General features: G+C 39.9%; 28 protein-coding genes and 1 pseudogene. 7 read left to right on the top strand and 22 right to left on the bottom strand.

Going from position 1 to position 25,689, the window contains the following annotated elements; translation table 11 throughout:
• Positions 1 to 136: 136 nt before the first annotated feature.
• The 3 genes from CRI88_RS14820 to CRI88_RS14830 all read left to right on the top strand — a co-directional run bounded on the left by CRI88_RS14820 (position 137) and on the right by CRI88_RS14830 (position 1,604).
• Positions 137 to 628, top strand: coding sequence for a DinB family protein (locus CRI88_RS14820; RefSeq protein ID WP_058844965.1), 492 nt, complete (start codon positions 137 to 139; stop codon positions 626 to 628).
• Between the two features lie 349 nt (positions 629 to 977).
• Complete coding sequence (locus CRI88_RS14825; protein WP_089932392.1) at positions 978 to 1,160, top strand: hypothetical protein; 183 nt, start codon at positions 978 to 980, stop codon at positions 1,158 to 1,160.
• A 255-nt stretch (positions 1,161 to 1,415) separates the two neighbouring features.
• Complete coding sequence (locus CRI88_RS14830) at positions 1,416 to 1,604, top strand: hypothetical protein (protein WP_089932394.1); 189 nt, start codon at positions 1,416 to 1,418, stop codon at positions 1,602 to 1,604.
• A gap of 202 nt (positions 1,605 to 1,806) precedes the next feature.
• On the opposite strand, the gene CRI88_RS14840 is transcribed toward CRI88_RS14830, so the two are convergent.
• From CRI88_RS14840 to CRI88_RS14865, 6 genes are all read right to left on the bottom strand, one after another.
• Positions 1,807 to 2,235, bottom strand: a complete 429-nt coding sequence (locus tag CRI88_RS14840) for a hypothetical protein (protein WP_089932396.1) — start codon at positions 2,233 to 2,235, stop codon at positions 1,807 to 1,809.
• Positions 2,236 to 2,847: 612 nt separating this feature from the next.
• Entirely contained in the window at positions 2,848 to 3,753 is a 906-nt protein-coding gene (locus CRI88_RS14845; protein ID WP_089932398.1) for a DMT family transporter, read from the bottom strand.
• 16 nt (positions 3,754 to 3,769) lie between these two features.
• Complete coding sequence (locus CRI88_RS14850) at positions 3,770 to 4,315, bottom strand: GNAT family N-acetyltransferase (protein ID WP_058844961.1); 546 nt, start codon at positions 4,313 to 4,315, stop codon at positions 3,770 to 3,772.
• Positions 4,305 to 4,838: a cysteine hydrolase family protein gene (locus CRI88_RS14855; protein WP_089932401.1), complete on the bottom strand. Its 534-nt coding sequence runs from the start codon at positions 4,836 to 4,838 to the stop codon at positions 4,305 to 4,307. The genes CRI88_RS14850 and CRI88_RS14855 overlap by 11 nt, the downstream gene beginning before the upstream one ends.
• Before the next feature lie 107 nt (positions 4,839 to 4,945).
• Positions 4,946 to 5,896, bottom strand: a complete 951-nt coding sequence (locus tag CRI88_RS14860; RefSeq protein ID WP_101966789.1) for a stalk domain-containing protein — start codon at positions 5,894 to 5,896, stop codon at positions 4,946 to 4,948.
• Positions 5,897 to 6,370: 474 nt separating this feature from the next.
• Positions 6,371 to 8,140 carry a glycerophosphoryl diester phosphodiesterase membrane domain-containing protein gene (locus CRI88_RS14865; protein ID WP_101966790.1) on the bottom strand — a complete coding sequence of 590 codons (1,770 nt, stop codon included), beginning with the start codon at positions 8,138 to 8,140 and terminating at the stop codon, positions 6,371 to 6,373.
• A gap of 225 nt (positions 8,141 to 8,365) precedes the next feature.
• Between CRI88_RS14865 and CRI88_RS14870 the strand changes: the two genes are divergently transcribed.
• Positions 8,366 to 8,575, top strand: a complete 210-nt coding sequence (locus tag CRI88_RS14870) for a hypothetical protein (RefSeq protein ID WP_089932408.1) — start codon at positions 8,366 to 8,368, stop codon at positions 8,573 to 8,575.
• Between the two features lie 24 nt (positions 8,576 to 8,599).
• Here CRI88_RS14870 and CRI88_RS14875 read toward each other — a convergent pair whose 3' ends face one another.
• From CRI88_RS14875 to CRI88_RS14915, 9 genes and pseudogenes are all read right to left on the bottom strand, one after another.
• Positions 8,600 to 10,174 (bottom strand): amidohydrolase, encoded by a 1,575-nt coding sequence (locus tag CRI88_RS14875; protein WP_089932410.1) that lies wholly within the window; start codon positions 10,172 to 10,174, stop codon positions 8,600 to 8,602.
• Positions 10,175 to 10,192: 18 nt separating this feature from the next.
• Positions 10,193 to 10,744, bottom strand: a complete 552-nt coding sequence (locus CRI88_RS14880; protein WP_036117296.1) for a biotin transporter BioY — start codon at positions 10,742 to 10,744, stop codon at positions 10,193 to 10,195.
• A 141-nt stretch (positions 10,745 to 10,885) separates the two neighbouring features.
• The gene (locus tag CRI88_RS14885) at positions 10,886 to 11,548 is read right to left on the bottom strand and encodes a TIGR04104 family putative zinc finger protein (RefSeq protein WP_036117294.1); all 663 of its coding nucleotides are present in this window, start codon (positions 11,546 to 11,548) and stop codon (positions 10,886 to 10,888) included.
• Positions 11,535 to 12,053, bottom strand: coding sequence for a sigma-70 family RNA polymerase sigma factor (locus tag CRI88_RS14890; protein WP_089932412.1), 519 nt, complete (start codon positions 12,051 to 12,053; stop codon positions 11,535 to 11,537). Before CRI88_RS14890 ends, CRI88_RS14885 begins: the two co-directional genes overlap by 14 nt.
• A 105-nt stretch (positions 12,054 to 12,158) precedes the next feature.
• A pseudogene (locus CRI88_RS14895) lies at positions 12,159 to 12,914 on the bottom strand (ABC transporter ATP-binding protein).
• 6 nt (positions 12,915 to 12,920) lie between these two features.
• Complete coding sequence (locus CRI88_RS14900; protein ID WP_089932416.1) at positions 12,921 to 15,239, bottom strand: ABC transporter permease; 2,319 nt, start codon at positions 15,237 to 15,239, stop codon at positions 12,921 to 12,923.
• Positions 15,240 to 15,298: 59 nt separating this feature from the next.
• Positions 15,299 to 15,949, bottom strand: coding sequence for a TetR/AcrR family transcriptional regulator (locus CRI88_RS14905; RefSeq protein WP_058843719.1), 651 nt, complete (start codon positions 15,947 to 15,949; stop codon positions 15,299 to 15,301).
• A 120-nt stretch (positions 15,950 to 16,069) separates the two neighbouring features.
• Positions 16,070 to 16,291, bottom strand: coding sequence for a helix-turn-helix domain-containing protein (locus CRI88_RS14910; protein ID WP_036117277.1), 222 nt, complete (start codon positions 16,289 to 16,291; stop codon positions 16,070 to 16,072).
• 10 nt (positions 16,292 to 16,301) lie between these two features.
• Positions 16,302 to 16,772, bottom strand: a complete 471-nt coding sequence (locus CRI88_RS14915) for a DUF2975 domain-containing protein (RefSeq protein ID WP_036117275.1) — start codon at positions 16,770 to 16,772, stop codon at positions 16,302 to 16,304.
• A gap of 188 nt (positions 16,773 to 16,960) precedes the next feature.
• On the opposite strand from CRI88_RS14915, the gene CRI88_RS14920 reads away from it, so the two are divergent.
• The gene (locus CRI88_RS14920) at positions 16,961 to 17,509 is read left to right on the top strand and encodes a GNAT family N-acetyltransferase (protein ID WP_058843720.1); all 549 of its coding nucleotides are present in this window, start codon (positions 16,961 to 16,963) and stop codon (positions 17,507 to 17,509) included.
• 53 nt (positions 17,510 to 17,562) lie between these two features.
• Here CRI88_RS14920 and CRI88_RS14925 read toward each other — a convergent pair whose 3' ends face one another.
• The 3 genes from CRI88_RS14925 to CRI88_RS14935 form a co-directional block, all read right to left on the bottom strand.
• On the bottom strand, positions 17,563 to 19,011 hold the full coding sequence (locus CRI88_RS14925; protein WP_058843721.1) for a tetratricopeptide repeat-containing diguanylate cyclase: 1,449 nt from the start codon (positions 19,009 to 19,011) through the stop codon (positions 17,563 to 17,565).
• Positions 19,012 to 19,233: 222 nt separating this feature from the next.
• Complete coding sequence (locus CRI88_RS14930) at positions 19,234 to 20,424, bottom strand: hypothetical protein (RefSeq protein ID WP_058843722.1); 1,191 nt, start codon at positions 20,422 to 20,424, stop codon at positions 19,234 to 19,236.
• A complete protein-coding gene (locus tag CRI88_RS14935; protein WP_101966791.1) occupies positions 20,417 to 20,923 on the bottom strand; it encodes a sigma-70 family RNA polymerase sigma factor in 507 nt (168 codons plus the stop codon). The genes CRI88_RS14930 and CRI88_RS14935 overlap by 8 nt, the downstream gene beginning before the upstream one ends.
• A gap of 124 nt (positions 20,924 to 21,047) precedes the next feature.
• Between CRI88_RS14935 and CRI88_RS14940 the strand changes: the two genes are divergently transcribed.
• Both CRI88_RS14940 and CRI88_RS14945 read left to right on the top strand, forming a co-directional pair.
• Positions 21,048 to 21,476 carry a MerR family transcriptional regulator gene (locus CRI88_RS14940; RefSeq protein WP_089932420.1) on the top strand — a complete coding sequence of 143 codons (429 nt, stop codon included), beginning with the start codon at positions 21,048 to 21,050 and terminating at the stop codon, positions 21,474 to 21,476.
• Positions 21,473 to 21,829, top strand: a complete 357-nt coding sequence (locus CRI88_RS14945; RefSeq protein WP_231745004.1) for a DUF4260 domain-containing protein — start codon at positions 21,473 to 21,475, stop codon at positions 21,827 to 21,829. The genes CRI88_RS14940 and CRI88_RS14945 overlap by 4 nt, the downstream gene beginning before the upstream one ends.
• A gap of 410 nt (positions 21,830 to 22,239) precedes the next feature.
• Here CRI88_RS14945 and CRI88_RS14955 read toward each other — a convergent pair whose 3' ends face one another.
• Genes CRI88_RS14955 through CRI88_RS14970 form a run of 4 tightly spaced genes read right to left on the bottom strand, consistent with a single transcriptional unit; the run spans position 22,240 to position 25,683 of the window.
• The gene (locus tag CRI88_RS14955; protein ID WP_036117260.1) at positions 22,240 to 22,461 is read right to left on the bottom strand and encodes a hypothetical protein; all 222 of its coding nucleotides are present in this window, start codon (positions 22,459 to 22,461) and stop codon (positions 22,240 to 22,242) included.
• Between the two features lie 9 nt (positions 22,462 to 22,470).
• Entirely contained in the window at positions 22,471 to 23,541 is a 1,071-nt protein-coding gene (locus CRI88_RS14960; RefSeq protein WP_101966792.1) for a LolA family protein, read from the bottom strand.
• The gene (locus CRI88_RS14965) at positions 23,486 to 24,988 is read right to left on the bottom strand and encodes a HAMP domain-containing sensor histidine kinase (RefSeq protein ID WP_101966793.1); all 1,503 of its coding nucleotides are present in this window, start codon (positions 24,986 to 24,988) and stop codon (positions 23,486 to 23,488) included. The genes CRI88_RS14960 and CRI88_RS14965 overlap by 56 nt, the downstream gene beginning before the upstream one ends.
• Positions 24,985 to 25,683 carry a response regulator transcription factor gene (locus CRI88_RS14970; protein ID WP_036117256.1) on the bottom strand — a complete coding sequence of 233 codons (699 nt, stop codon included), beginning with the start codon at positions 25,681 to 25,683 and terminating at the stop codon, positions 24,985 to 24,987. Before CRI88_RS14970 ends, CRI88_RS14965 begins: the two co-directional genes overlap by 4 nt.
• Positions 25,684 to 25,689: the final 6 nt, after the last annotated feature.

Consider the following 25,689-nt stretch of genomic DNA (forward strand, 5'->3'; position numbering starts at 1 on the left):
TGTTCTTCTAACCTGCACTGAGCCTAAGGTTAACGTCCCTGTTAGTATATTTTCACTCCTATATACTCTTTTCGGAAAATTTGATAAATTAATAGTAAGTACTGTTTAGAAGGTTACAAAAGAGGGGGCTATCTCAATGAGTAAAAAGGAACTCTTGCAAAATGGAGTCAATCAAGTTTTTTTCGAAGAAGAATGGTATCCACCACTATCAGAAGCATTAAAGAATCTCACTGCTGCACAAGCATGTTGGCAACCAGAAGGAAAGGCCGCTAATACGATTTGGGAAAATACTAACCATCTACTAGCCTTTAAAGAGCGCTTACTTTCTCGCTTACATAAAGATCACTCATTTGTTGCTCCACAAAATAATGATGAAACGTTTGTCCAAGGTGGAGCGAATGATGAGGATGCTTGGCAAGAAACTGTGAAGCGAACACTTCACGTACATGATGCCTTACAATCTTCATTAGCATCCCTTCAAGAAGCAGAATTGGATCAACCTAGTCCTTCTCTTCCAGTTTGGCAACAATATCTAAATATCCTTTTGCACGATGCTTATCATACAGGACAAATTGTACAACTTCGTAAACTACAAGGTTCATGGCCAGCTAAACGCTCCTATTTATAAACGATGCTTAAAATTGCTTGACTATTGCATACAACAAAGCGATTTAAAAGCAAATCTGACTGTTATATCAAATAAAATCCCAATTTCCTAGTGTTCAAATTGAGAAATTGGGATTTTTTTCAACTCACAAATAGCGCTTTTTTCTGGAATAATTATAGCTAATGAGTTACTAATATTCATCACACTTTATATTTGTATGCAACTTGAACGATTAACTGAAATTTATTTTCCCCTCGCCTTAAACTACTATCCGTTTAGCAATCTGTCCCTTCCCCCAAAGAAAAGGCACAATTCTTTTAGCAGAATCGTGGCTGGTTGTTAAATTTTATTTTTAAGGGAGAGCTGTTGATTGCTTTGGCTAAAGCGTTTCTATTATTCACCAAAAGATGTAACAGCAATGCTCCATATAATTAATGCAAAAGAGATTGTTAACCAAACTGTGTTAGCAGTAGTTGGTTGTTCTTTTTTTACTTTCTTTATTATTTCTACAAGGTTTAGACAAAATATAATTGCTAAAATCGGCATTAAATAAATACTAATGAACACAAATACTATCATATATGAAACGTTCACCTCCAAAATAATTATACCAAATTCTAACAATTGTACGATTATTAAACCAAACTGCCCTGGCAGTTTAATAATATCTATACTCGTTTTATTTTAGGCTGGTTTCGTAAAGATTGTTGCTTTTTTATAAATCAATAAATGTGCAGTATAATAGAAACAGGTAGATTGAAATATCATATTTGACAATATATTAAAGATTAAGAAAGGAATGATGATCATGACGAAATTATCTTATAGTGGTTTAAAATATGGAGAAAGTGGTGTGGAAATAAAAATATTGGTGGATGTACAAAATGATTGGTGCGAGATAACGCATACCAAGAAAGTGTCACAAGTAATGAATAAATCAACTGGGGAATATATCACAGTAAATCGAAACACCTTGAAATGTGAGATTGTTTCATAATACGAAACAAATAAACTTTTTGCAACTAACTATACCGATATACTAACACAATGTAGACAAGACAAGCCATCCGAGAAACGAGTTTCACGAATGTCTTTGAGTATCTTTGCAATATCATAGCATTCTTCGGGGACGATTTTATTCCGATCGACTTCCAATAAACAATTCTAATAAAGGGTGAGGCTTTTCGCTTCAATCTTTATTAGAATTGATTTTTTATTGTAATCAAGTATTTTTCATTCATTTCGAGCTGGTCTATTGAGAGTTGGTCTAACAGGAGCTCGAATTTCTTTTCGCTATCCTCCCCTTCTTCCCCCTTCCAGCAAATGTAGATTTCGCAATAATCACCTTTTGGCAGAAGTTTTTTCAGGAAGTTACAAACAAGAAGTAATGTGCTTTTGGATTTTTCGTAGTTATGTGGCGAATGCACTTTATTGTCGTTATGCATTTGCCAAATGGGACTCCCTTTTGCTTCAAGCTCATATAGGTATGGCGTTGTAAAATGTTGATGCTGAAGCATTTGACGCTCTTCGCTACTAAGGAACAAATCTGTTATTTCAACTTCATCTTCCGTATCGTCGTCATTTATTGCAGCCTGGAAATTTAATCCTATGTAGGTTACCATGCTCATTTCATTCATTCTCCTTATCAAAAACACCCTGTAAATGTACAGGGTGTCAGCAACGTAGCTGTTGGTATCGTAAAAAGACGTGCATTTTTGTACGATGTTCTAAATTCCTTACCTGTGTCACCATGCCATAGGTCACTCTCTGAAGCAATGGCTTGAAGGACATAGGCTTCAAGCGACGGGTTGTCCGCTTCTTTTTGTGAGGCTTGCTACCGTACCATGTTAACTGTAATGGCTGATGCTTTGATGGTTTGATATTGCGGTGGTGTTTTTTGTTCAATATACAATGTTGTGTAATATGCATCCGCAATAACAATCAAATAAATAATGAATAATAATCGTTTTGTTCAATGGTTCAAAAAATATTTCTCCCTTTTTTCAAATCTGCTATTAAAACTTGTCTACTTAATCATACGAGCAACACGAAAAAAGGTTTCAACATTTTATAAGGGAGACAAATTTTCGTCCCCCCTTACGTCTGCAAACTTCTGCCACCATCATTTTCCCAACGGTCAATGTCCCAATGATCCTCTTCTTTTTCTCTGCTACTTGCCATTGTACTCGATTGAACGAATGACATTTTGTCCTCACCCTTTTCAAGCGTTCTTCTCTATTTTATGAAGGGGAGGAGGTTTTCGTTCCTCGTAAAAAAGGCTTAAATTGAAAGCCTAAGGCAATTGCAGCTCCTATACAGCTAGAGAGGCAGCCTATGATTAAATACAGGTTAAGCGTAGATTCCCCTATGACAACAGAAGCAATCCCGCCAATCACAGGGAACAACGCAACCATGTAGCCACTCTTCGCCCCGCCAATTTTTTCTACTAGCTTTAAATAAAATAGCCAGGCAAGAAATGATGCGATGATCGTTAAATACAGTAGGGCTGATAAATAGGTAATGGATGTAGGCAAGACGATTTTTTGTCCTTGTATCCAGACAATACCACACATGACTACACTGCCGACTGTAAAACCAATGGCATTGGCATAAATGGGGTCAATCTGGCGCTTTGCATTTCTTGCAGAGCTTGCATCCCCGATTGCTGTTAGGACAGTACCGAGTAAAGCAATTAGGACCCCTTTTAAATCAGCCAAACCTGAAAAACTATGTAAAGTGGGATAGATTAATACCCCAACACCGATTACCCCTAAAGTACCACCGATTAAAACGCGACGATGTAATGGTTCTTTAAGAAATAATCGTAGAGCTATGGGCGTTAAAATTACTTTTAATGAAAAAATTAAAGTGACAATCGCAGCGGAGCTCAACATCGTCGCATAGTATAGAGCTAAATAACTGAAGGCAAAATTACAAATACCAAAGACGATAATAAATGGAAAATCATGCTGCTGTGGCTTACCCTGTGGTTTCATCAACCAAGCAAGTAGGCCAAATAAAAAAGCAGTTATAACTAAACGATAGGTTAAAGATAATTCTAGACTGACTGGGGTTCCTTGAATCTTTACTGCAATAAAATTAAGTCCCCAGACAATTAAACAAAAAATATACATAAAATTGGTCATATCTGTTCCTTCTTAACTAGGGTTGCCATCTACCCATTATGATTGTGTGATAGTACTTACCATCTGCAAGGCATTTATCATTTTTCAAAATACCTTCTACTATAAAGCCCCATTTTTCATAGAGCTGTATAGCTTTTTCATTCGTTTCTAGCACTTCTAATGCCATTTTCCGTATATCATTGGTATCCGCCCAATCAATAGATACTTGTAGTAGAGCTTTTCCAATACCATAGCCCCAAAAAGCCTTCCTAACACCGACGCCAAATATTACTTTATGGGCAAGTCTCTTTAATGGAGAGCCCTCACATCTGGAGTATCCAACGATTTGATCACCTACAACCGCTACTAAACACAGATTTTTCGGACTTGCTGTATCCTGCTGAATAAGCTGCTCGAAGCCCGCTTGATCGATGAATGCCTCCCCCTGCTCTCGGTCGAAGTTTTCTGTTTCACCGTCCAATTGTAGGCGCAAATCCGATAAAGCTTGAGCATCCTCAAGTTGTGCACAGCGAATAATATAGTCTAGCTCTTTTATATGAAACGCTTTTTGGTCAATGAGCATTTGGGAACTCCTCAACTGGCTGAATTTTTACAAAGCGATTACGCCATACGGATTCGTGATGCTGAATGATCTGAGGTGCTGCGAGTACTTGACTATTTAAGGTGCTATGTGCATCTTCGATTAAAATATTATGATGGTAGCCATGACTAAAAGCGCTGCGAATCGTCGTATCAAGACAAAACTCTGTTTGAGCACCTGCGAAAATCAACTGATCAATGTGCTGTTCGTTCAAATATTGTGCAAGATCCGTTTGATAAAAAGCATCCCAAGTTGTTTTTTGAATCACTTTATCTTGTGCCTGTCTAAGCAGTCCATGATACAGCTCCCACCCTGGCTGACCCATTGCAAAATCAACATCATCCGCCTCTGTATGTTGAATAAAAATAATTGGGACTTCGTTATGACGTGCCCATGTGATTACCATATTGATATTTTTAATAATCGTTTCATCATTCCATAGATTTTGTTGGCTATCCAAAAAGAAAGCCTCTTGGATATCAATAATAATGAGTGCTTGCTTCATAACGTTCTCCTTTATGCTTCGACTTTTCTTTTTCATTGTACTGAATTTTCCATTAGAAGGAAATAAAAAAAGAAGTACCTAGCGAATTGCCAGATACTTCAATGTCATTATTTCATTAGTTCTTCTGCTAATTCAACTGGTACATATGTTTTGCCAGCTTCTAATAAAGCGGGCGCAACTTTAAATTGGCGAAGCGCTTTATTGTAGCCATATTCCTTTTGACCACGAGTAATGGTATAGGAAACGGCACCTTTCGAAACAATAGCACCTTTTGGCGTAACTTCTACTTTAAAGCCAAGTTCTTCTGCGATTAATCGTAGTGGCACCATTTTCGTCCCTTCTACTTCATAAAAGTCTTTCTTGATGATTTCTTGAACAACTGGATTCGATGGTGCTGGTTCAGGAGTTGGCTCTGGATCTACTTCAATTGGTTCTTCCTTCTCGATCGTGTCCAACACGATGACTTTAGAAGGTGGTGTTTGAGCAGGAATACTCATCGTAGCAATTGTGTAGAACACGGCTAAATGCTGCTCTTTTAAATCATCCAATTTTACATCTTTACCAGAAGCACTTACTAATTTAGTATCTTCTCCAACATTTAATTTTAAGTTGTTGTCTGTATCGATTAAATTTTTATCGAAGAAATCAACTTCCACGCTACCCATTGCTTCTGTTTCAACAATAATTACTTCTGGGTTATACTGCGGTGGATAAATTGCAAGCATAGGTTTTTTCGCATAAGAGTAAGCCGACACCTTATCCCCTTTTTGAAGCTTGACTTCTTTTCCTGTATTATCGAAAATGAATGACTCTTTATTAGCGATGACAATGTTCGTATTGTCACCGTCCATTACTGTATAGGACGTTCCGTTTTCACGAACATCTACATTTTCCACGGTACCCGTTACTTTAATAAAAGTCGGCTGCACTTGTTGCTCCGTAGTTTCTGCGTTCGTCACCACAGCCTCACCTTCGTTAGCTGATGCAGTTGGAGCTCCAATCGCGCCCCCTAATAATAATGCTGACATAGCAAATGGTACGACTTTCGTCATTTTCATAAAAAAGCATCTCCTTCATATCTCGAATTCATAGAAGTAGTCGCCTCTGCATGAAAAAGGTTACAATCTGACCGATTTTTTTATTTTCAGCGAAGTCACACTGCTATTGAACGGTTGCGTATGATGAAACGCTTATGTTGTTCGCTTTGATTTGAGGGCATCTGGGTGTTCGCTTTACTTTCGCGGGTTGTCGCTTGCCTTCCGCGAGTATTCACTCTCCTTCCACGAGTATTCACTCTCCTTCCACGAGTATTCACTCTCCTTCCGCGAGTATTCACCTTCCTTCCGCGAGTATTCACTCTCCCTCCGCGAGTATTCACCTTCCTTCCGCGAGTATTCACTCTCCTTCCGCGAGTATTCGCTTGCCTTCCGCGAGTATTCACTCTCCTTCCGCGAGTATTCACTCTCCTTCCGCGAGTATTCACTCTCCTTCCGCGAGTATTCACTTCGCTCGCGAGCATTCACTTCGCTTCCTCAAAAGATAAATCGCAGTCGATTGAGGATGCGCTGTAAGAAGTATTGATGTTCGCTTTGTTGTGCTCTTAGCTCGCGGGCGACGTCGGGGTGGTCGGTGATGACGCCGCTGACGTTTTTTTCAATAAAGGTTTGCAAGGAACGGTCGTCATTGAGTGTCCAAACAAATAGGTCAGTTGGGTGCTGCTTTAATTCCTCAATCAGCTGCTCGGTTACCCAGGATTCCTCTAATGCGATAAAATCAACATTTTCCTCCATTGGTCCGATGTTGAGTGCATAGACAATGCCCACTCGCAAATTGGGCACCAATTTTTTTAATTGCGCCATTTTCTGTACATCAGCGGATTGCACATAGTAGGAATCCAGCACCTTGTATTGACGTAGCTTCTCGACTAATTTAGGTAAAACATCTTCCGTTTCTTGGCCGTGCACCTTTAATTCGATTAATAACGCCACATCTAACGCTTTGGCAATTTCGATACAATCCTCTAAAGATGCAATTTTATCGCTGTAGCCATTTTGGTGAATGGTTAATGACTTTAGTTCACTTAGGGTCATATTCGCAATGACACCGTTTTTACCGGCTAGCCGTCTTAATGTTCGATCATGAAAGACAACAAATTCACCATCTACGGTTTGCTGAATATCGATTTCAATTAAATCTGCCCCCGCATTCGCTGCATTTACTAACCCGCTAATCGTATTTTCTACATTACCTGCAACATAGCCTCGATGGGCAATAATTTTAGTATCTGGGGCATAAACACTTTTCTCTAAAGAATTGATGTTCATCATACTTAATACGATAAAAACGATGAAACTGATCAATAGTAATGGCTTATAGCGTCGCTGTCTCTTGGTAGCCACTCTGACTTTGCCTAGCACTGGCGTGTTATACGTAATGGCAACCATGACTTGTGAAAACATAGCCTGTAATAAACTAAATAGCACTACAAAGACCATTTCCAACAAGGCAAGTGTAAGCCCCGCTGTGACCAATGCTGCGCTCGGCATTATGCGCTCTATTAAATAGAGCGGAAACGTACTGATGACCGTTATTCCTAGCATCATTAGCAAATGACCTGTTAAAAGCATCGCTAATAATACTAACAGTTCAAATAAACCTCGTTTAGAAAAACGCCAGCTTTGCTTAAAGGAACGTAGAATCGAGATGTTGGGCTGAATTGTAAAAATTGGTAACGTTAAAATACTACGAATGCCAATCATCACTACGATGCTTGCCACCGCAGCATATGCTAGCCTACCAGCTCGACTGCTCATTATTTCGTCTGTTAAAAAATGTGGCAGAGAAACGGATTGCGTTAAGGTAAGTGGTAGCATAAAGGAAGCTAATGGCATTAATAGGGCAAGATAGACAATTAAAAATAAGACTTGGACACTAAAAAAATAAATAACTTTTCGATTCAATTGCTGCCATAAAGGAAGAAAGCGATAGCGCATCCCCCTTTGCTGATGAAAGGCCATGAGAAGGAGAAAGCCCATTTCATAATAAACAAATAATAAAAACAGCAAAATTAATAGACAAATCATCATGATGACAAAGGGATGCGCCACAAAGCTTTGCCAATTTTGCTCAGTAATATGTGTATACCCTGTTACTCGGAGCATGAGCTTCAAGACGATCGAGGTTACAGGGATTATCAATAAAAACTGAAAAATTCTAATCAATGCGAAAACTTGTACATAATCTAACCGATACGCATAAATATTGTGGACAGCCTGTCGCATTACTTGTCCTGCCTTGTGCACGTACTCACCCCTGTCATGCTGTTAGAATAGCTCTCTTCTAACGTATGTTCAAATAGCTATAGCACAGTACTGAAAGCCGCTAAAATAGCAATTTGTTCAAGTATCCTATACATCAAAGTAAGAGAAGATTTGTGTATTTATCGTGACTTTCTCCATTTTTTTTGAAACTTTTCATGTTGCTATCCAGTATATAACTAGATACCCACTAGAGAAAGGAGCGCAAACATGAAATTCACTCTTGGCGATATCATTAGTACAACTGTTCTTTTATGTATGTTTCTAGCTATCTTTTTCGTGATGATTCATATGATTAAAAAAATGAAGTCAACCGTCCCTGTGCCTCCTCCACCAACCATGCAACAGCAAGTAGAGGACTTAACAAAACGTGTATCGAGCTTAGAGCAGCAAGTAAAAAATTTTGCTGACAAACAATAGACCGAGAAAAAATCGCTGCAAAGGTTATCCTTCACAGCGATTTTCATATACCATCTTCCCATCCACCACCGTACAAGCTACTTGTATATGTGGTAGTTGTTCAATATCTACAGTAAAAAGATCCTCCTGTAAAACCGTAAAATCGGCTGCATAGCCTGCTGCAATTTTGCCACGCTTATGTGACTGACCGATTATTTCGGCTGCTCCTACGGTATACAGATGGACGGCCTCAAACCGTGAAATTTTCTCCTGCGGATTATAGCCCTCATGGCTTTCGCCAATATTTCTTCTTGTGACAGCAGCGTAAATGCCTTGTAGCGGATTGGGAACCTCAATCGGGGCGTCACTGCCCCCTGCCACAATCAGCCCTCGGTCAAGAAGTGATTTTAAAGGATGTAAGCCTTGAGCGCGCGCCTCTCCAAGTCTCGATAACTCTGCTTGATATTCGCCCTGTACAAATTGCGGCTGCATATCTACCGCAACAGGTAAAGTAGCTAGTCTGGCTAATAGTTCATCATCAACTAAGCTACAGTGAATCACGCGATCAAACTGACCATCCTGCGGCGGATAGGCCGCAAAAACGTCTAAAATCGTTGCTATTGCTAAATCTCCAATCGTATGCACGGCCACAGTTTGTCCGTACTGACGAGCAAGCTGAACATAGGTTGTTAATTGCTCTGTTGTATGAATGAGCATCCCAGCATTGTTAGGGTCATCACTATACGGTTGACGTAGCGCCGCCGTGCGACCGCCAAAGGCTCCGTCAATAAAAATTTTCATAGCGCCAAACTCTAAAAATGGTGATGAGGCTAAATCCATTTTTGCGACCTCTTCAAAGACCGTATGATGCTGTAATAAATGAACTTTAAAGGATTGCTGTGCCTCCACGATTTTACGATAAGCCAGAATCGGTTGGCTTGGTGGTCCGTAATAGCTTAAGTCCTCAGAATGCCCTCCTACTAAACCATAGGTTTGGAGCGAGGCCACCGCTTTTGCCAAAGCATCCTCGATATACGCAGGTGTAATATGCGGCATATGGTTGACAATTAAATACAATGCTGCGTCCTTTAGTACACCTGTGAGCTGACCGTCGACTTTGTCAATGACACCGCCCTCTGGTGAAGGTGTATCATTGGTAATGCCAGCAAAGGCAAGTGCCTTGGAATTCGCTAAAATTAAATGATGACAGCTCCGTTTAATGATTAAATAGGCTTCTCCAAGTGCATCCAGCTCCGCTAATGTCGGCAAAATCGGTTCATCAAATTGGTTTTCATTTAGCCCGATTGCAATGACCCATTCCTGTGCCGTAGCTTTGGACATTCGCTCTTGAAGCTTCTTCAGTAATGCCTCTTTACTTGTAATTGTGGAGACATCAATATGCTTGAGCTTTTCACCGTAACCAATAATATGTAAGTGACTATCGACAAAGCCTGGATACATTACATGTCCTTGTAAATGTTGGATAGAAGCAGCTAGTGGCGACAAGCTCTCCACTGAGCCTGTCGCCACAATTTTTCCATCTTCTACAAGGACTGCTTCCACTGTTTCACCAACCTGAGCCATCGTGTAAATCTTGCCACCTGTCCATAATGTTGCCAAAACAATTCCTCCCATGTCCTATGCTGTTGCTTCAATTAAATGTGCGCTCTCTAAGCGACGACGGACAATGACACCAATCCACGCTGCAAGTACCGCTTTGACGATCCCCACTACGATAAATGGTGCAACACCACCCATAAAGGCAGCTGTCCACGTGTATTCTGCTACAATTTTTAACCACACTGTTCCGAACGCTAATGTGATGATCATGCCAATAATATTCGCAATAATAGCGTGAACAAATGTAATACCAAATTGATCTAAGTATAAGCCCATAATAATCGCTGTGACAAGGAAACCGACGATATATCCGCCTGTTGGACCAACTAAAATCCCGAGTCCGCCTGACATCCCGCTAAATACAGGTAAACCTACTGCGCCTAATAGTATATAAAGCAGGACAGATATCGTCCCTAATCTTGTCCCTAAAATGGTTACGACAATTCCAACCGCTAAAGTTTGTCCTGTAATCGGAATAAGTGGTAGTGGAATCGTTACTTGTGCTAGAACGGCGATAATCGCTGCCCCAAATGCTGCTAACACGTATTGATATGTACTTCCTTTTTTCAATGTAAAAAGCCTCCCCTTGTGCGTTAACCAATAATTAAAATAAGTTAACACAAAGATAAAGCAAATAAAAACCGTTGTCAATCTATTTTCGAATAAAAAAGGAAATTGCTAGATTACAATAGTAATTTCCTTTCAAAATGATTACCATAAAGGTTCATTCATTGGATCTTTTTCTTGCAGCTTAAACACATATGGCGCAATTTGATGATGATAAAAGAACATGCCCACTAAAAAGAAAATAAGTCCGATAACAAAATGTTGGAAAACATGCTGCAGCATAATCAATAACGGCACTGGCATCGTCATCACACCACTGATTTGAATAGATTTTTTTGTGCGATATTGTTTTTGTCCACAATGAGGGCACACAATTTCACCATTTTTGCGATACAACTTACGTGCATCTTTCTCAGACCAGCTCTCCCCACATTCAATACAAACAGGTAGGCCATATCCTTTTTTCACTAACAAACGCTTGACAATAAAAGTTGCTCCGATAAATATACCAAGCAATAACATGCCTCTTACGTAATCGGAGTCAAAAAGGGACCACCAGTGCCATGTATCTGATGATGTACTAGCTGCTTGCTGTCCTGTGGTACGCTGTTCCTTTTGCTGTGTCAAAATATAGCTAAAACCAATGACGAAAACAGTAAAGGTTGCCAGCACGAGACGATATGTCCATTCCCCTCCTGTTTTACGTTGCCCTTGTCGTCGCGCTTTGTCAGCGATTAATTGCTTGCGCTGTTGTGAGAGCTTGACATCCTGTAGCTCCTTAAGCAAATCCTCTTTAAATTGATTCATGACGTAGCCCCTCCCAATCAAAGTCACCCATTGCTGCTGCCAGCTGTTTACGAGCTCGCTGTAGTCTTGTACGAATTGTTGCTTCTGGACAATGCACGAGCTGGGCAATTTCCACAGTCGTCATCTCCTCAAAATAATACAAAATCAAGACCTCTCGATAGGCGACTGATAACGTAAACAATGCCTCCATTAGCTCTTTTTTGACGGATTTCTCTAGCATCTCCTTTTCAGGTGTAACCGTTGTCGTGCGCCCTGTAATCTTTTCAAACAGTGTCAGCCGTTTGCTTTTCCAACTCCGTAAATAATCATGACTTCGATTAACCGTCATTTTCACTAAATATGTACGCAATGATGCTTCCTGGCGAAACTGTTCCTGCTTTTGATAAAAGGCGATGAACACATCCTGCACAATGTCTTCTGCTGTCGTCTTATTTTTCACATATAGATAGGCGACCTTTAGCAAGTAATCACCATGCTCCTCGATTATCTGTTCAATATCCATCATTGCTCTCACCTTCTTTCTACACTACTGACGGACGCCACTGCCATTACGATTCAATTTTCACAAAAAAAATCCGTAATTTTTTAATCATTACGGATTCTCATCTATTTAAATACCTATTTCTCGCATAGTAGCCACTACTTTGGCCATTCTATCGTCTAAATCTATGCCTGTAAAGGTGGGCAATCGTAGCTCATTTACGATGGCTCCATCACACATAAAGAGAATACGCTCCGTTCTGGCAGCAATTTTTGGGTCATGTGTCACGAGCATGATTGTTGTGCCCTCGCTATTGATGACCGTGAATAAATCCATGATTTCCTGTGCAGACGTTGAATTTAGAGCACCTGTTGGTTCATCTCCAAAAATCATTAGAGGATCGCTAATCAATGCACGACAGATGCCTGCTCGTTGCAATTGTCCGCCAGAAACTTGTGTCAAATCTCGCTTTGCTAAATCCGCAATCCCCATTTTTTCCATGATGGACAGCGCTTTGTCTGTTAAGATGCTCACATTTTTTCGTTGATCACGCATCGCAGGTAACAAAATATTATCAAGGATATTTAAGTTTTTTAGAAAGGTCGGCTGCTGAAACACAAAGCCCATTCTTGTTCTGCGCAAATCCGCAAGCTCATTGTCACGAAGTGAGGCTAAATCCATGCCATCAAAGATCACTTGCCCATGATCGATAGTGTCCATCCCACTAAGTGCATACAAGAGTGTCTATTTCCCACAGCCAGAGGGCCCCATAATGGCAACGAACTCCCCTTTATTTATTGTAACGGAAATATTCATTAACACATTATACTGTTCATCGCCGACCTGAAATGACTTTGCTATTTGCTTACCACTCACTAGTTTCATAAGGTTCTACTCCTTTATATGGTCCATCATTTTGACATGCCCCGCCCTGGACGTACTTATGAGTGTAGCTAGCAGAACAACGCTTGTGAGCGCTAATGGGCAAAAAACATAGGCCGCTAGAGGTTGAATCGTAAACTTAAATGAAGCCGCACCAAATGATGCGATAACCGTACTTGTCACAAGCTCACCTAGCGTGTTGGCGAGGAACGTCCCCATTGTTATAGCCAATAGTAAAACAAACACGGCTCGAGCCGCATATTGTGTAGCGATATCTCTGTTGGTAAAGCCTAATGCCTTCATAATAGCGATAGATGTTTGATCCTTCGCCATTAGCATGTTCATAAATAACAGCGTGACGAGCAAACACAGCAAGAGGGCTATGGCAAGTGCTGCACGAGATGCTTTTTCAATGGCATGGATGGTCGTGCTAAAGGTTTGGTTGATATAATCATCAATGCCTGAGACCTTTGCAAAAGAAAATGTTTCTGCATATTCCTTTCGCTTCTCCTCGACCTGCGATGGCTTAGACATCGTTCCATAGATGACACTCCACATACTTTCTGTAGAATGGTCAAAGAAAGCTGCCTTTGCTGTCTTGCCACCATTCGTAATATCAGAATAAATGCCGCTAACAATCAAATCCTTCACTTCACCATGAATGATCAATGACATAGCATCGCCAACCTTTTTGTGAAGCTCTTCAGCATTTAGCACAGAAAGCGCGATTTCATTGTGGGCAATTGGCGCCCTGCCATGTGCATATTCTACTGGGAAGATTGTATGATCGCCCAGCTCTATTTTTAAGCTTGCTTCCGAGCCATCATCGGCCATTGTCGCGAACTTTTTTGTCGTCAACACACTATAATGCTCGATTGCTTTGTCTTGTTCTAATGTCTTAATGACAGCTGCCACCTGCTGGGCAGTTTGCTTGCTTTGTGGGACATCTATTCGAATATCACTATTGCCAATGCCCATATACGTCATAAAGCTTTTGGCGGCAATCGTATTGTGTAAATTATGAGGTACGATGATGATAAATGTTGCCAGGAGTAAGACGGCCAGCATAGTGGCATACAGCCTTTTCCGTGACAGGACATCCTTCACCCCAAGAAAGAGATTAATGGGAAGTCTTTTATTTGAGCTGAGGTTCAACCATTTTGTATGCTGTGTTTTTCCTTGTGTTGTACCAAAACGCAACGCCTGAGTGGCTGATAGCTTGCGAAATTGTTTCAGAACAGATTGTACATAGCCCATTATCACGATAAATACGAGCAATAGCCCGATGAAGGTGAACAGCCAAATCAGTGAGGTATTGCCCGTTTCCCCCATGAACAAACGGATATTTTCAAGTAGCCTATTTCGAAGCAAGAAAGAGCTAGCAAACCCTAGCATACAGCCTATTACCGTGATCACAGCATATTTGGCAAAATACATCTTTTGAATATCCGCAACTCGAATGCCAATCGCTTTCATGACACCAATTTCGCGATAATCCTCTTCCATCTTCGTGAGTAATGTAAAACGAATACACATAAAAGCAATGAATACTACAAGAAGGCTGATTAATAAAATGACAGCAATCATTAGCCCATCCGATAGTGCATTTAGCATTTTGAAGAGCGGCAACGTAATGGATGGTCCATTCGCTTCTAACCCTGCACGTGTGTAGGCTTCTTCAAAATCCTTTAATTCAGCCAAATCGTTTAACCGAAATTCAATCAAATATTCAACCGTGCCCGCTCCCTGGATGGCTGCATAGTCCTGTTCACTGACAAGAAAGCGTTTTGAAGAGGCCAGCATAGCATTCATTTGTGAATCTCGTAAAAATCCTGCAATCGTCAAGTGCTTATCTTGAACAATCACGGTGTCACCCAGTTTAGCTGTCCCATCCTTCCAATAGCCTATTGGCACATAAATATCGCCATTCGCCACTTCAATTACATGACCATCCAGGTCCAGTAAATAATCGAATTTCTCACTTTGCGTACTAAAGCCATTGTCCTGTACACTATGCGCTAGTGTGGTGCCAGCAATATGGATCTTGGCACCATCTACATTGAGAAATTCATTGACCTGAAATTCGTCTACATGTTCATCACGTTCCGCAAACTCAGTGAGTCGTGCTTGATCAATTTTGCCTGCATGCATCTGTAGAAAATGAGACGTTTCTGCTTGCTCCATCATCGTTTCCATCGCACTTGTTAAATGGACAATGAGCATTGCCGAGAGCGTGACAAGCATAGCAGCAGCTGCCACAAACAGTATCGTGATACCTGCTATAAGCTTGCTCTTTGCCATATCGTTTCGCACAAATTTCCAATACATAGGTCACCTCTTTGGAAGTTTTTAACTACCGTCAAACCCAATAAGACCCTCATTCGTATTTATGTCGTACTACCTTCGCCATCCTTGCCAAACATTTGCATCATATAGAGCAAACTACCATTTTCCACTCCAAGCATTCGTTCAACATTAAAGATAAATGCTGGAATGCGTGCCGCTCGTTCTTCATCTGTCATCAGCACTAAATCATCATCGAATACAGCATTGGTATAGGCGATAATCATTTCCATACACTCATATGGATAGGGAGTATGATAAACGCCCTGTTCAATACCATCACGAATAATGGCCGTAAGGATTGGTGGCACTTGATTCATCACCACCTGCTGTATTTTTCGATGCATTAATGCATTTTGTGGCTTATGCACATGCTCCATAATCTCCTGACCACCATTTTCATGCTGTATGTTTAATGCCATCACAACACGTAGAATGCGCTCATTCACAGCAATGCTTTTGTCTTCTGCAATCGCTCTTGCCTTTGCAAGCATCGTACTTGTATAACGCTCAATGAGGGCATCCATAATATCTTCCTTAGACTTAAAGTGATAATAAAGCGTGCCCCGTGCAATGCCCACTTTTTCAAGAATATTGCTGGTGCTAGTACCGTCAAACCCCTTCTGTGTAAATAATTCGTCTGCTGCATCTAATATTTCATTGCGACGCTCTTCCGCCTTCTTCATTTCCCTCATAATCACAACCCCTTACATTTGACCGACTGCCTGTCGATATATCTTTCCTTTATCGTATCATAGGACGGCTATTACTGGCAATAATTCCTACAAAAAAAAGAATCTGCATGAAGCAGACTCTTATTTTTGCGTGTCCTCGTTCTTTCGATATTCCAAAATATCGCCAGGCTGACAATTCAATGCCTCACAAATGGCCTCTAATGTTGAAAAACGGATGGCTTTGGCCTTGCCGTTTTTTAAAATAGAAAGGTTTGCCATCGTGATGCCCACTTTTTCTGAAAGCTCTGTTACGCTCATTTTTCGTTTTGCCAGCATTACATCAATATTGATGATCATTGCCATAGTATTCACCTCAAACCGTTAAATCGTTTTCTGATTTGATATCGATGGCATTTTTTAGAAGCTTTTGCAGCACAGCAGCAAAGACTGCCACGACAAAGGAAGCAAAAATAATAACCATTCCGATAATAATAAGACCAGGGGCATCATCTACTTCCGCCACATAGTATATCAGTGGCATGCCTACCACGTATACACCACTAATGATAATTGCACAATATTTAATATTGATTAAAGCTTTCACAGATCGTTCTGAAAACGCAATATTTTGATCGATATAGCTTAGTAGTTTAATCGTCGTATACAGAGCAACAAAATAGGCGATGGCCGTTGCATAAACACCTAGTAAAGCAAAAATGGTTGTTTTCGGAAAATGCTGTGCTGCCCCTATCGCTACACGAGGAACTACCAATAGACATAAGGCAAGAACCGGTATTCCCATTAGAAAAACAGCTATCTTTAAAAAGAGCGTTTCTCGTTTCATCTGACGCACCTCTTTTATTTATTCTCCTGTACAATTTATCATAATTTTTATCGTTTTTCAATAAATATTTATTCTGATTCAAGATGTATTTTTAACTGTTATTTGGTTTATTTTCCCTTTTATTGTGCTATAATCGATTCATCTTCTCAAGCTTTAAAAAATATCGCTGAAGACAAAGGAGGAATTCGATGATTTACCGAGCAGCAGAAAAAACAATGGAGACTGAGCGTTTATTACTCCGCCCTTTTACAGAAGCAGATGCACCTGAGGTAAGTGTTTTATGTAACAATTATGCCATTTACAAAAGCACACTGAACGTACCTTATCCCTATACAATAGATTGTGCATTGTCATGGATAGCCACTCATCAACAAAACTTTGAGGAGAATCGCCTCTATGAATGGGCTATAACAGACAAACTTAGTGGGCAATTATATGGGGCGATAGGGTTGTCCAATCAGCAACCACATCAAAGGGGCGAAATCGCCTATTGGATTGGGGAGCACTATTGGGGAAATGGCTATGGGACAGAAGCAACCCAAGCAATCATCGCCTTTGCGTTTCAAGAGAAAAAGTATCATCGTGTCTATGCTCAGTATTTTCAATCCAATCCTGCATCCGGCAAAATCATGGAGAAATGCGGGATGCATTATGAGGGAACCCTAAAACAGCATGTGTATAAAAATGGTGCTTTCGAAGATATTGTTTATTATGGCTTAATCAATCCAAACCATTAGTTGACAACTTACACAAAAGAGGCACTTCCTATGCAGATATGCCTCTCCCTCGTTTATATACCATTTCCCACATCGGAATAATGATTATAGTGCGTAATTTGGTTGCGACCATTGCGCTTGGACTTATAGAGCGCTTCATCTGCATGTTGGATTAGTTCTTCCACTTTTACAATGCTGCCTTGCTGATTGGTACTTACTCCAATGCTAAATTCCAAATGAACCTTTTCATTATTCACTACCAGAGACAATGCCGTTAATGCGTGATAAAGATTATCAGCCAATATTTGCACCGATTCCCCTTCCTTAACCTGACTTAGCACAATAAATTCATCCCCACCAAAACGAGCAACAATGGACTCAAACGGTTCAAAATAGTCCTTTAATGCTTTGGCTGTACTCGTCAACGCATCATCGCCAATTAAATGTCCATTCATATCATTGATTTCTTTAAAATGGTCTAAATCCACCATCATTAAAGCTAGTTGCTGATTACTTTCGGCCGCTTTTTCAACCATCTTTTTCGCCTGTTCATCAAAATAGCGTCGATTGTAGATATTTGTCAGCGGATCCATATAGGCATTTTTTTCAAATTGCTTCTTATGATCGTTGTATTCCATTTCAAACAATACATGTGAATAGTTTTCACGTTGAATTTCTAATAAAATATTTATAAATTCTTTTTGTATAGCACATAACACAATTTTATTGCCCTGTGCCTCAATTAATTTCACTAAAGAATTATAAATGATTTGCAGCAAGGACAGGTCATTGTTTTGCAGGGCATAATGTTTCGTCTTTTGATATAAATCAATGGCTTCACTGATACGCCCTTGTTTTTCACATAGGAAGGCGTACGCATTGAATACCTCTAGTTGTACTTTCGAATAAGGCGGATCTTGAATCGTTGCCAGCAATTCTAGTAAGAGTTCGTTCGCTTCATCAAATTCTTCCAGCCAGATAAGTGCAACAGCTAGGTTCGTTTTAGGATACATAACCCCTGTATAGGGCTCTTTATGCTTCACTTCAAATGCATTCGAATAGTAAAGACTTTTTAGGGCAAATTCCTTGGCTGTGCGATAGTTGCCCATCGAAATTTCTAAATCACTTAGGTTATTGTAAATTTTCCCCATACTCTCCACATGATGAATCGTTTCAGCTATTTTTAAGCCCTTCAGCATTAACTCTTCTGATTTCTTTAAATGACCAAATGTTCCCCAATAAATAGCGGCTAAATTGTAGTATTGAATTAAATCGATATCATTGCCATGTTGAAAGGTTAGCTCACGATATTGTTCAAGGACACTGATGGAAAGCTGTAGATCACCCGTTTGAAAATAACTAGCACAACTATAGCGCAATAGCAGGATAGCCTTATCATACATTCCAAGCTCAATGGCACTCTCGATTGCGGCACTACTTATTTCTATATATTCTAAAAAGCGATCAGCATTATATAATTCATTGAGCGTAATCCATAATTCTTCAAATTCTTGTGTGTTCATACCGCTCCCCCTTATTTTCACCCTTACTTCTTTAATACTACCTTTGCACACAAAATATTACAATTCTTTGGACTCATTTAATTTCCCATCATTAAGCAATTATTCCTAACAACAAATATCTCTATGTATTTTATCCTAGATGTAATGAAAAGTTATTTTAACATGGTACTTTCACTATAATTTTCTCCTCAACAAAAAACAAGCCTCTTTCAAAGAGACTTGCTAAGATTCCTGTAAACCTATTAGCGCTTTTAACTGCATTGCTCTTTTAGCATTCAGCTGGATTTCTCCACTCCCTACCTTTTGAAGATAAAGAGATCCACCATAGCCCTTCCACATTTCGATACGCACGCCATCAACCTGAAAAGAATACTCGGGAGGTCTTGCTATCTTATTGGCTGGCTGCCATGGGACATCCTGCAAAAACTGAGCGACTTCTTGTTCATTTTCCAGCTCAAGCACCTTTGTAATGGTTGGCTCTAGTTTTTCCAATTTAGTTAATAAACCATATTTTCTTATGACTCCGTTTTCCTCAATGCTCCCTGTTCCCATTGAAGTGAAAGTAATATAATCGCCTTGCTTGACAGGAAATTCATCCAGCACAGGATACCAATCGGCTTGTTCATATTTTTCCGCAAGCTGTCCCTCCGTCATATGATTAAGATCCTCAGGAATCACTCCTTCTATAAATAAGAAAACATTCGATTCGACCTTCGCAACTGTGCCGACCATTGAAGAGCCATGTGCACTGGTACGTATTTCGATGTTATGCTCCTTTTGAAAGGTTCTTGCCTGCTCAGCAAAATGCGCTTGGAAATACCGTTTGGCATCAATATTGGCTACCTCTTGATAAGCATAAAAGGTTGGATATTTTTCTTGATATATCGCATACAGCTTCGTCCTAGCGGTATACATTGGTAGAAGGGGTTCAAGGTATGTTTTCACATATTGTTTCGGCTCTAGTCCGAGAAAAAAAGCTTTAGATTCAGGCGATTGCTGTAGCATTTCCAATTGCTCAACCTGTTTCTTTCTTTCTGCCTCTAACTCTTCCTTAGAATAGGTAACCCCTAATGATTTCGCAAAATAGTAGGAGGCAACAAGTTTTTCATATGAAAAATACGCCTCCTCTTTATAATATGCCTGCTCTTGCCCTGACCGTATCATATGGCTAATACGCTCAAAGTGCTCCAGTTGCCTTTCATGGAATAGGGCGGTCGTCTGCTTTGTTTCATTCGTTAAAAGCTGCATCATTATAAAACCCACAACACAAAGAGTGAGCACAACCGTTAATAGCGTGAATCGTACAGATTTTTTTCTGTTAGTCGGCTGTTGTAACACATGTTTTTTGACTCTTTCTTTGCTCACTGTCACATCCCCTGCTACATTGACTAATTCCTTCTGTATATCATTCATGCCCTAGCACCTCCCATTCCTCCTGCTTTAGATGGGGCTTTAATGCTTCTCTTGCCCGTTTCAGCCTTGTTTTCACCGTATTTTCTGCAATTCCTAGTAGCTGAGCAATATCACGAATCTTCATTTCTTCAAAATAATAAAGAATGACGGGCTCACGATAGGCTAAGGACAATTTTAAAATGGCTGCCCCAATCTGAGATCGTTCCTCTGCTGCAACGAGCTCATCCCGCTGTTTATGCCCCTGTAGCGGAAATAGTTTTTCTTGGAATAGTAATTTCCTATAATGCCAGCTTTTTAAATAATCTTTGCTTTGATTAATCGTTAACGTGGATAAATAAGCACGTAGCTGCCCTCGCTCCTCATAGCCACGCTGAGAAAATTTAATAAAGACCTCTTGTACAATATCCTCGGCTGTTTGCCGGTTTTTCACGTAAAAATAGGCGAGACGTAATAAATGTTCTGCATGTTCATCGATTATTTCTTCAAGTATGCCGTCCACCTCCCCTTCTTACACTATAAACGACTGCCACTAAATAACCGTTTCATTTTTTTAACTATTATTCAAAAAGAACCTTGACCTTGGAGCATACTCCAATGTTAGGATTAATTTAGGAGGTGCTCGTATGAAAATTAAACAATTCGCCGAAAAATTTCACTTCACAACTGATACAGTCCGTTACTACGAAAAAGAGGGTCTTTTACATCCCCGAAAACAGGACAATGGCTATCGTGTGTATGATGCCGCATGTGAGCAGACAATGAAATTCATCATCGTCTTACGTCAACTCGGCTTTACCTTACAAGAAATTAAACATTTACTGACCTTGGAACAAAAGCCTATCTCCACAGCTTGTAATGAAGAAACCGTACAGCTATTTTCAGTCAAAATAGCACAAATCGAGCAACAACTACGTTTCTATCAGCACGCACTGCAATCATTACAATTGACTAAAACATTAATGGCTGACGGACAATATGAAAAAAATCAAGAAAAAATTGCCTCTCTCATTGAGGGGATGTATCAAAATTTATTGGAAGGTCGTGGCTTATGATGAAATTACGTAAAATCATCTCTTTAGAATATGTGATTGCCTTGATTATCACCGTCTTTTTCTATGGGCACTTGGATTTTTCATGGCTGTATTTTATGGTGTTTTTATTACTCCCTGACATCACTATGATCGGCTATCTCCTCAATCCGAAAATAGGCGCTGTTTTCTATAATATTGGGCATAGCTTTGTATTGCCTGCCCTCCTTCTAGTAATAGACTTTATGATGTCTAGCTCTATATTTCTGATGGTTGCTTTAATTTGGCTCGCACATATTTTCTTAGATCGCGCACTTGGCTACGGTTTAAAATATGAGGAAGCCTTTCAGAAAACACATTTACAGCAAATTACGTAAGTATTACAAAAAAACAACCACTCTACATGGTTCGGTGACCGTATAGAGTGGTTGTTTTTAAACTAATAGATCATCTATTTATAAATCATAAACCTGCTACATTTACTATGTACGGATCACTTTATCCCCTCATGATGAAGATAAGAAAGTTGTAAATAAACGGTAATATCAAAGCAAGCGCTAAGCACAGCACCGCTGCCCATTTTGTGTTCTTGATGCCCCTATCATCACCTATCTTTAGATGATGAAAATAAGTTAATGTAAAATAAAAGCATACAACCATCAACAGGGGTGAGGTCAATTGTTGGAGTACGCCAACTATAAATGTAGACATCGTCAAAAACCTCCTTTTTTTAAATTAAACCATAAAAAGGCAGGATCATCCATCTGTGATCCTACCACTGTTCTATTTAGATGAAACGTTTTAAGATGGATTCATAAAGCCCTACCATAAATAGGCCAATCACGATGGGAATCAGGGATGTAAAACTAAAATAAAAACCTGCATCATCATACTGACCTAAAAAGTGAAATTGTAGCCAAGATACTCCATAGGTTTCCCCTACTCCATATAAGAAAATAGTGGTAAATAAAAACAATGCAAGACATTTCAGCCCTTCTGCTCTTTTCATAGCATCACCTCATTGAACAAATGTCATTTGTTGCACATAGCTTAAAAGATCCTCAAGCGTTAACGCTGGATTTTCCCCAACGATATTGTATTGATAGCCATTTTCCTGCCAAGAAATGGAACGGAAATTTTCATCATCCATAACAGTTCCTTTTTGCCCTCGAATAACCATCTCTTTTTCATTTAATATTGGCTCAATTTCTGCCAAACTCGGATCTGCCTTGAAAATAGTAACAAAAAATGCTGGCTGCCCATCTAATCCATAGTCAAATGAATATTCAGGTCGATCTTCTAATCCTTTAGCCATGGAAATCTTGTCTAGCGTAAGATCATTTTCTTGTGGGACTACTAAAAAAGCTCCTAGTTTTTCTTTTGCAACTGCTAACGAAACAGATTCTGAAGTATCCTCTCCACTAATTTCTTCAATCGTTACATCCTTTGGTAGATCTAGTGTAAATTGTTGGTCATCTATTTTTTTACCCTCCTCCATCTTTGTAAATTCCGTGATCATTTGATTTCCTGCATTATCTGTCTTCGTTTTTAATGTCAGCCATGTTTTCTTGTCAATCCATACTTCGATATCCCCAAATAACGATTCGCTTTTTTTCGTTTTGGCTACAATTTTATACGTGTCTCTACCAGCTACCTTTTCCTCACCTGCGATCTTAATCTCATGTGTATCCTTGATTAACTTAAAAATAAGCTGTACTTGATCTCTAGGTGATTGAAGTCCATCTAGTCCACCTTGTGGAAAGGCCATTTTATAGGCTGTATTTTCAGCAACATCATAGCTTATCACTTGTGAATCAGTCATGACTGAGATGACGTGTTCATCATTGTCACCTGTCATCTCCATACGTCTATTGCCATCCTTGACCCACTCTTTCACTTGGGCTTTGCCACCAAGCTCTCCCATATCTAACGTGTATTCGCCATAATAAGTTAGTGGTTCTTTGGATTCTTGTAGTGCTTGCTCAATAATTTCCTGTGGTGAATACGATGCCTCCGTATTACAGCCCACTAAGCTAAATGTCATCACAGCGATTAAGCCCGCTGCTCGGCATGTTTTTTTCCATTTCATTTTTAATTGCTCCTTTAAATGGTGGTAGCCAGCATACTACAGCTGTTCCGATATTCTCCTGCGAAAACAGCTCTACTGTACCACCATGTTTTTCGATAATTTGTTTTGTAATATTTAAACCTAGACCTGCCCCTCGTTCTCCAGCCTTCGTTCTTGCACGATCTGCTTGATACATGGGCTCGAATAATTTTGTGATGTCCTCCTGCAAAATGCCTTGACCACTATTTTGTACAATGATATATACACCTTCTTGCTTGTTCAAAGTTGACTTCAGGAAATCAAAACTCCATACTGGATAACTCCCAGCATTGACGGCCGCTAAGCCAATAGATGTACCGATTTCACCATAGCGCCAAGCATTGCTCATTAAATTATCAATCACACGCTGTAATTGTTTCGGGTGAACTGCATATAGCCCATCTACATCGCAGAAAACGTTTAAAGTAAATCCTTGTTCCTCACATAATGGTTCATAGTCAGACAATGCCATCTCAAAAAATTCTGCAGCATCAACAGCAACCAGCTCTAATTCATAATTCGTTGATTGGAGCAATGTATACATGAGTAAATCCTCTAGCATATGCTTCATCCGATCAGCCTTCGTTACGATGACCTGCTGATATTCCTCTTGTTGCTGTTCTGTAAGCCCCCTGCTTTGTAAAGATTCTGCATAGGCTTGAATGGCAGTCAGGGGCGTTTTTAAATCATGGGAAATACTTGCAATCATCAACTCTTTTTGTAGCTGCTCCTCTTTTAAGGAAGCTCTTGTCTTCTCAATTTCATTCTGCATGGCCACAAATGATTGAGCTAATTCTCCAATTTCATCTTTCCTTGCGCTAAGATTTGTTTCTACATGGCCACCTTTTGCAAAAATGCGCATTTGCTGCATCAGCTCTTTTAATGGTCGATTTAGTCTACGGTTAAGCACGAATAGGACAGCTAAATAGATGACAAGGAATAGTAGAATGGAACCTGTTATAACAAGCCATGAACGATTTTCAACACCCTTTACCCAATCTGCCCTAACTAATTGAATTTCATAGACACCCAATAAATCGCCCTGTTGATAGACAGGCTCCTTATAGGTAAAGGCGTTGTATGTTTGTTGTAAATCAAATAATCCTTTAAACATGCGCTCTTTTCCAACATAGCCTGATAACAAAGGATTGGAGGAATATAAAATAAAGCCAGATTTTGTATAAAGGGTAATTCCTAGCTGCTCATTTGTCAGCTCTTCTAACTCTTGTAAATCCGCGTTTTTTTGATAGAGCGCTGGATTGTCAATGGTTGCTTTTATTTGATTCAGCTCAGTCCACTTATCAAAGTATTCCGCAACATTTTTATCTTGATAATAAGCATTTATCCATACATAAAGGCTGTATGCCCCTGCAATCGGTAACACCATGATAAGAAAAAAAGTAAGGAGTAACCATGTTTTAATTTTCATAATGGTTCACCTATAAAACGGTATCCCTTGCCCCATACAGTTTGAATAAAATGGGGGCTTTTCACAGAATCATTGAGCTTTTCACGCAATGCCTTGATATGTACTGTGACCGTATGTGTGTCCTCTATACTCGCCTGCTGCCAAATATGCTGATACAGTTCCTCCTTTGTGAAGGTTTGATTCGGATTTTTAGCAAGTAGCCTGAAAAGAGCAAATTCTTTTTGGGTTAACGCTAGCTCTTGCTGATTAACACTCACTATCGCTCGTTGCCAATCAATCATTAATCCAAAGGCATAGGCAGTCCGATCTTCTACTTCCTCTAGCTTGTTATAACGTTTCCAGCGCCTAAGATGGGAAGCCACACGTGCCTTCAACTCCTCTAAACTAAACGGTTTTGCAATATAATCATCTGCCCCCTGCAAGCCCTCCACCTTATCCGCTTCTTCCTTACGAGCACTCATCATGATGATCGGCACATCACTTTCCCAGCGTATATTCTGACAAACCGCAAGCCCATCCATCTCTGGCAGCATCCAATCAACCAACACTAAATCGAAGGAATCTGCCTGAAAATCTGCCAGTCCTTCAAGGCCCGTAGTCGCCCACGCCACACCGTACCCCTCCTGCTCTAGCGTCTCTTTGACAATCCGACCAATAGCGACATCATCCTCAATCAGTAGTAACTTTTCCTTCATTCGTTC

The sequence above is a fragment of the Lysinibacillus fusiformis genome (genome assembly GCF_002845985.1).
Classification (GTDB): Bacteria; Bacillota; Bacilli; order Bacillales_A; family Planococcaceae; genus Lysinibacillus; species Lysinibacillus fusiformis_D.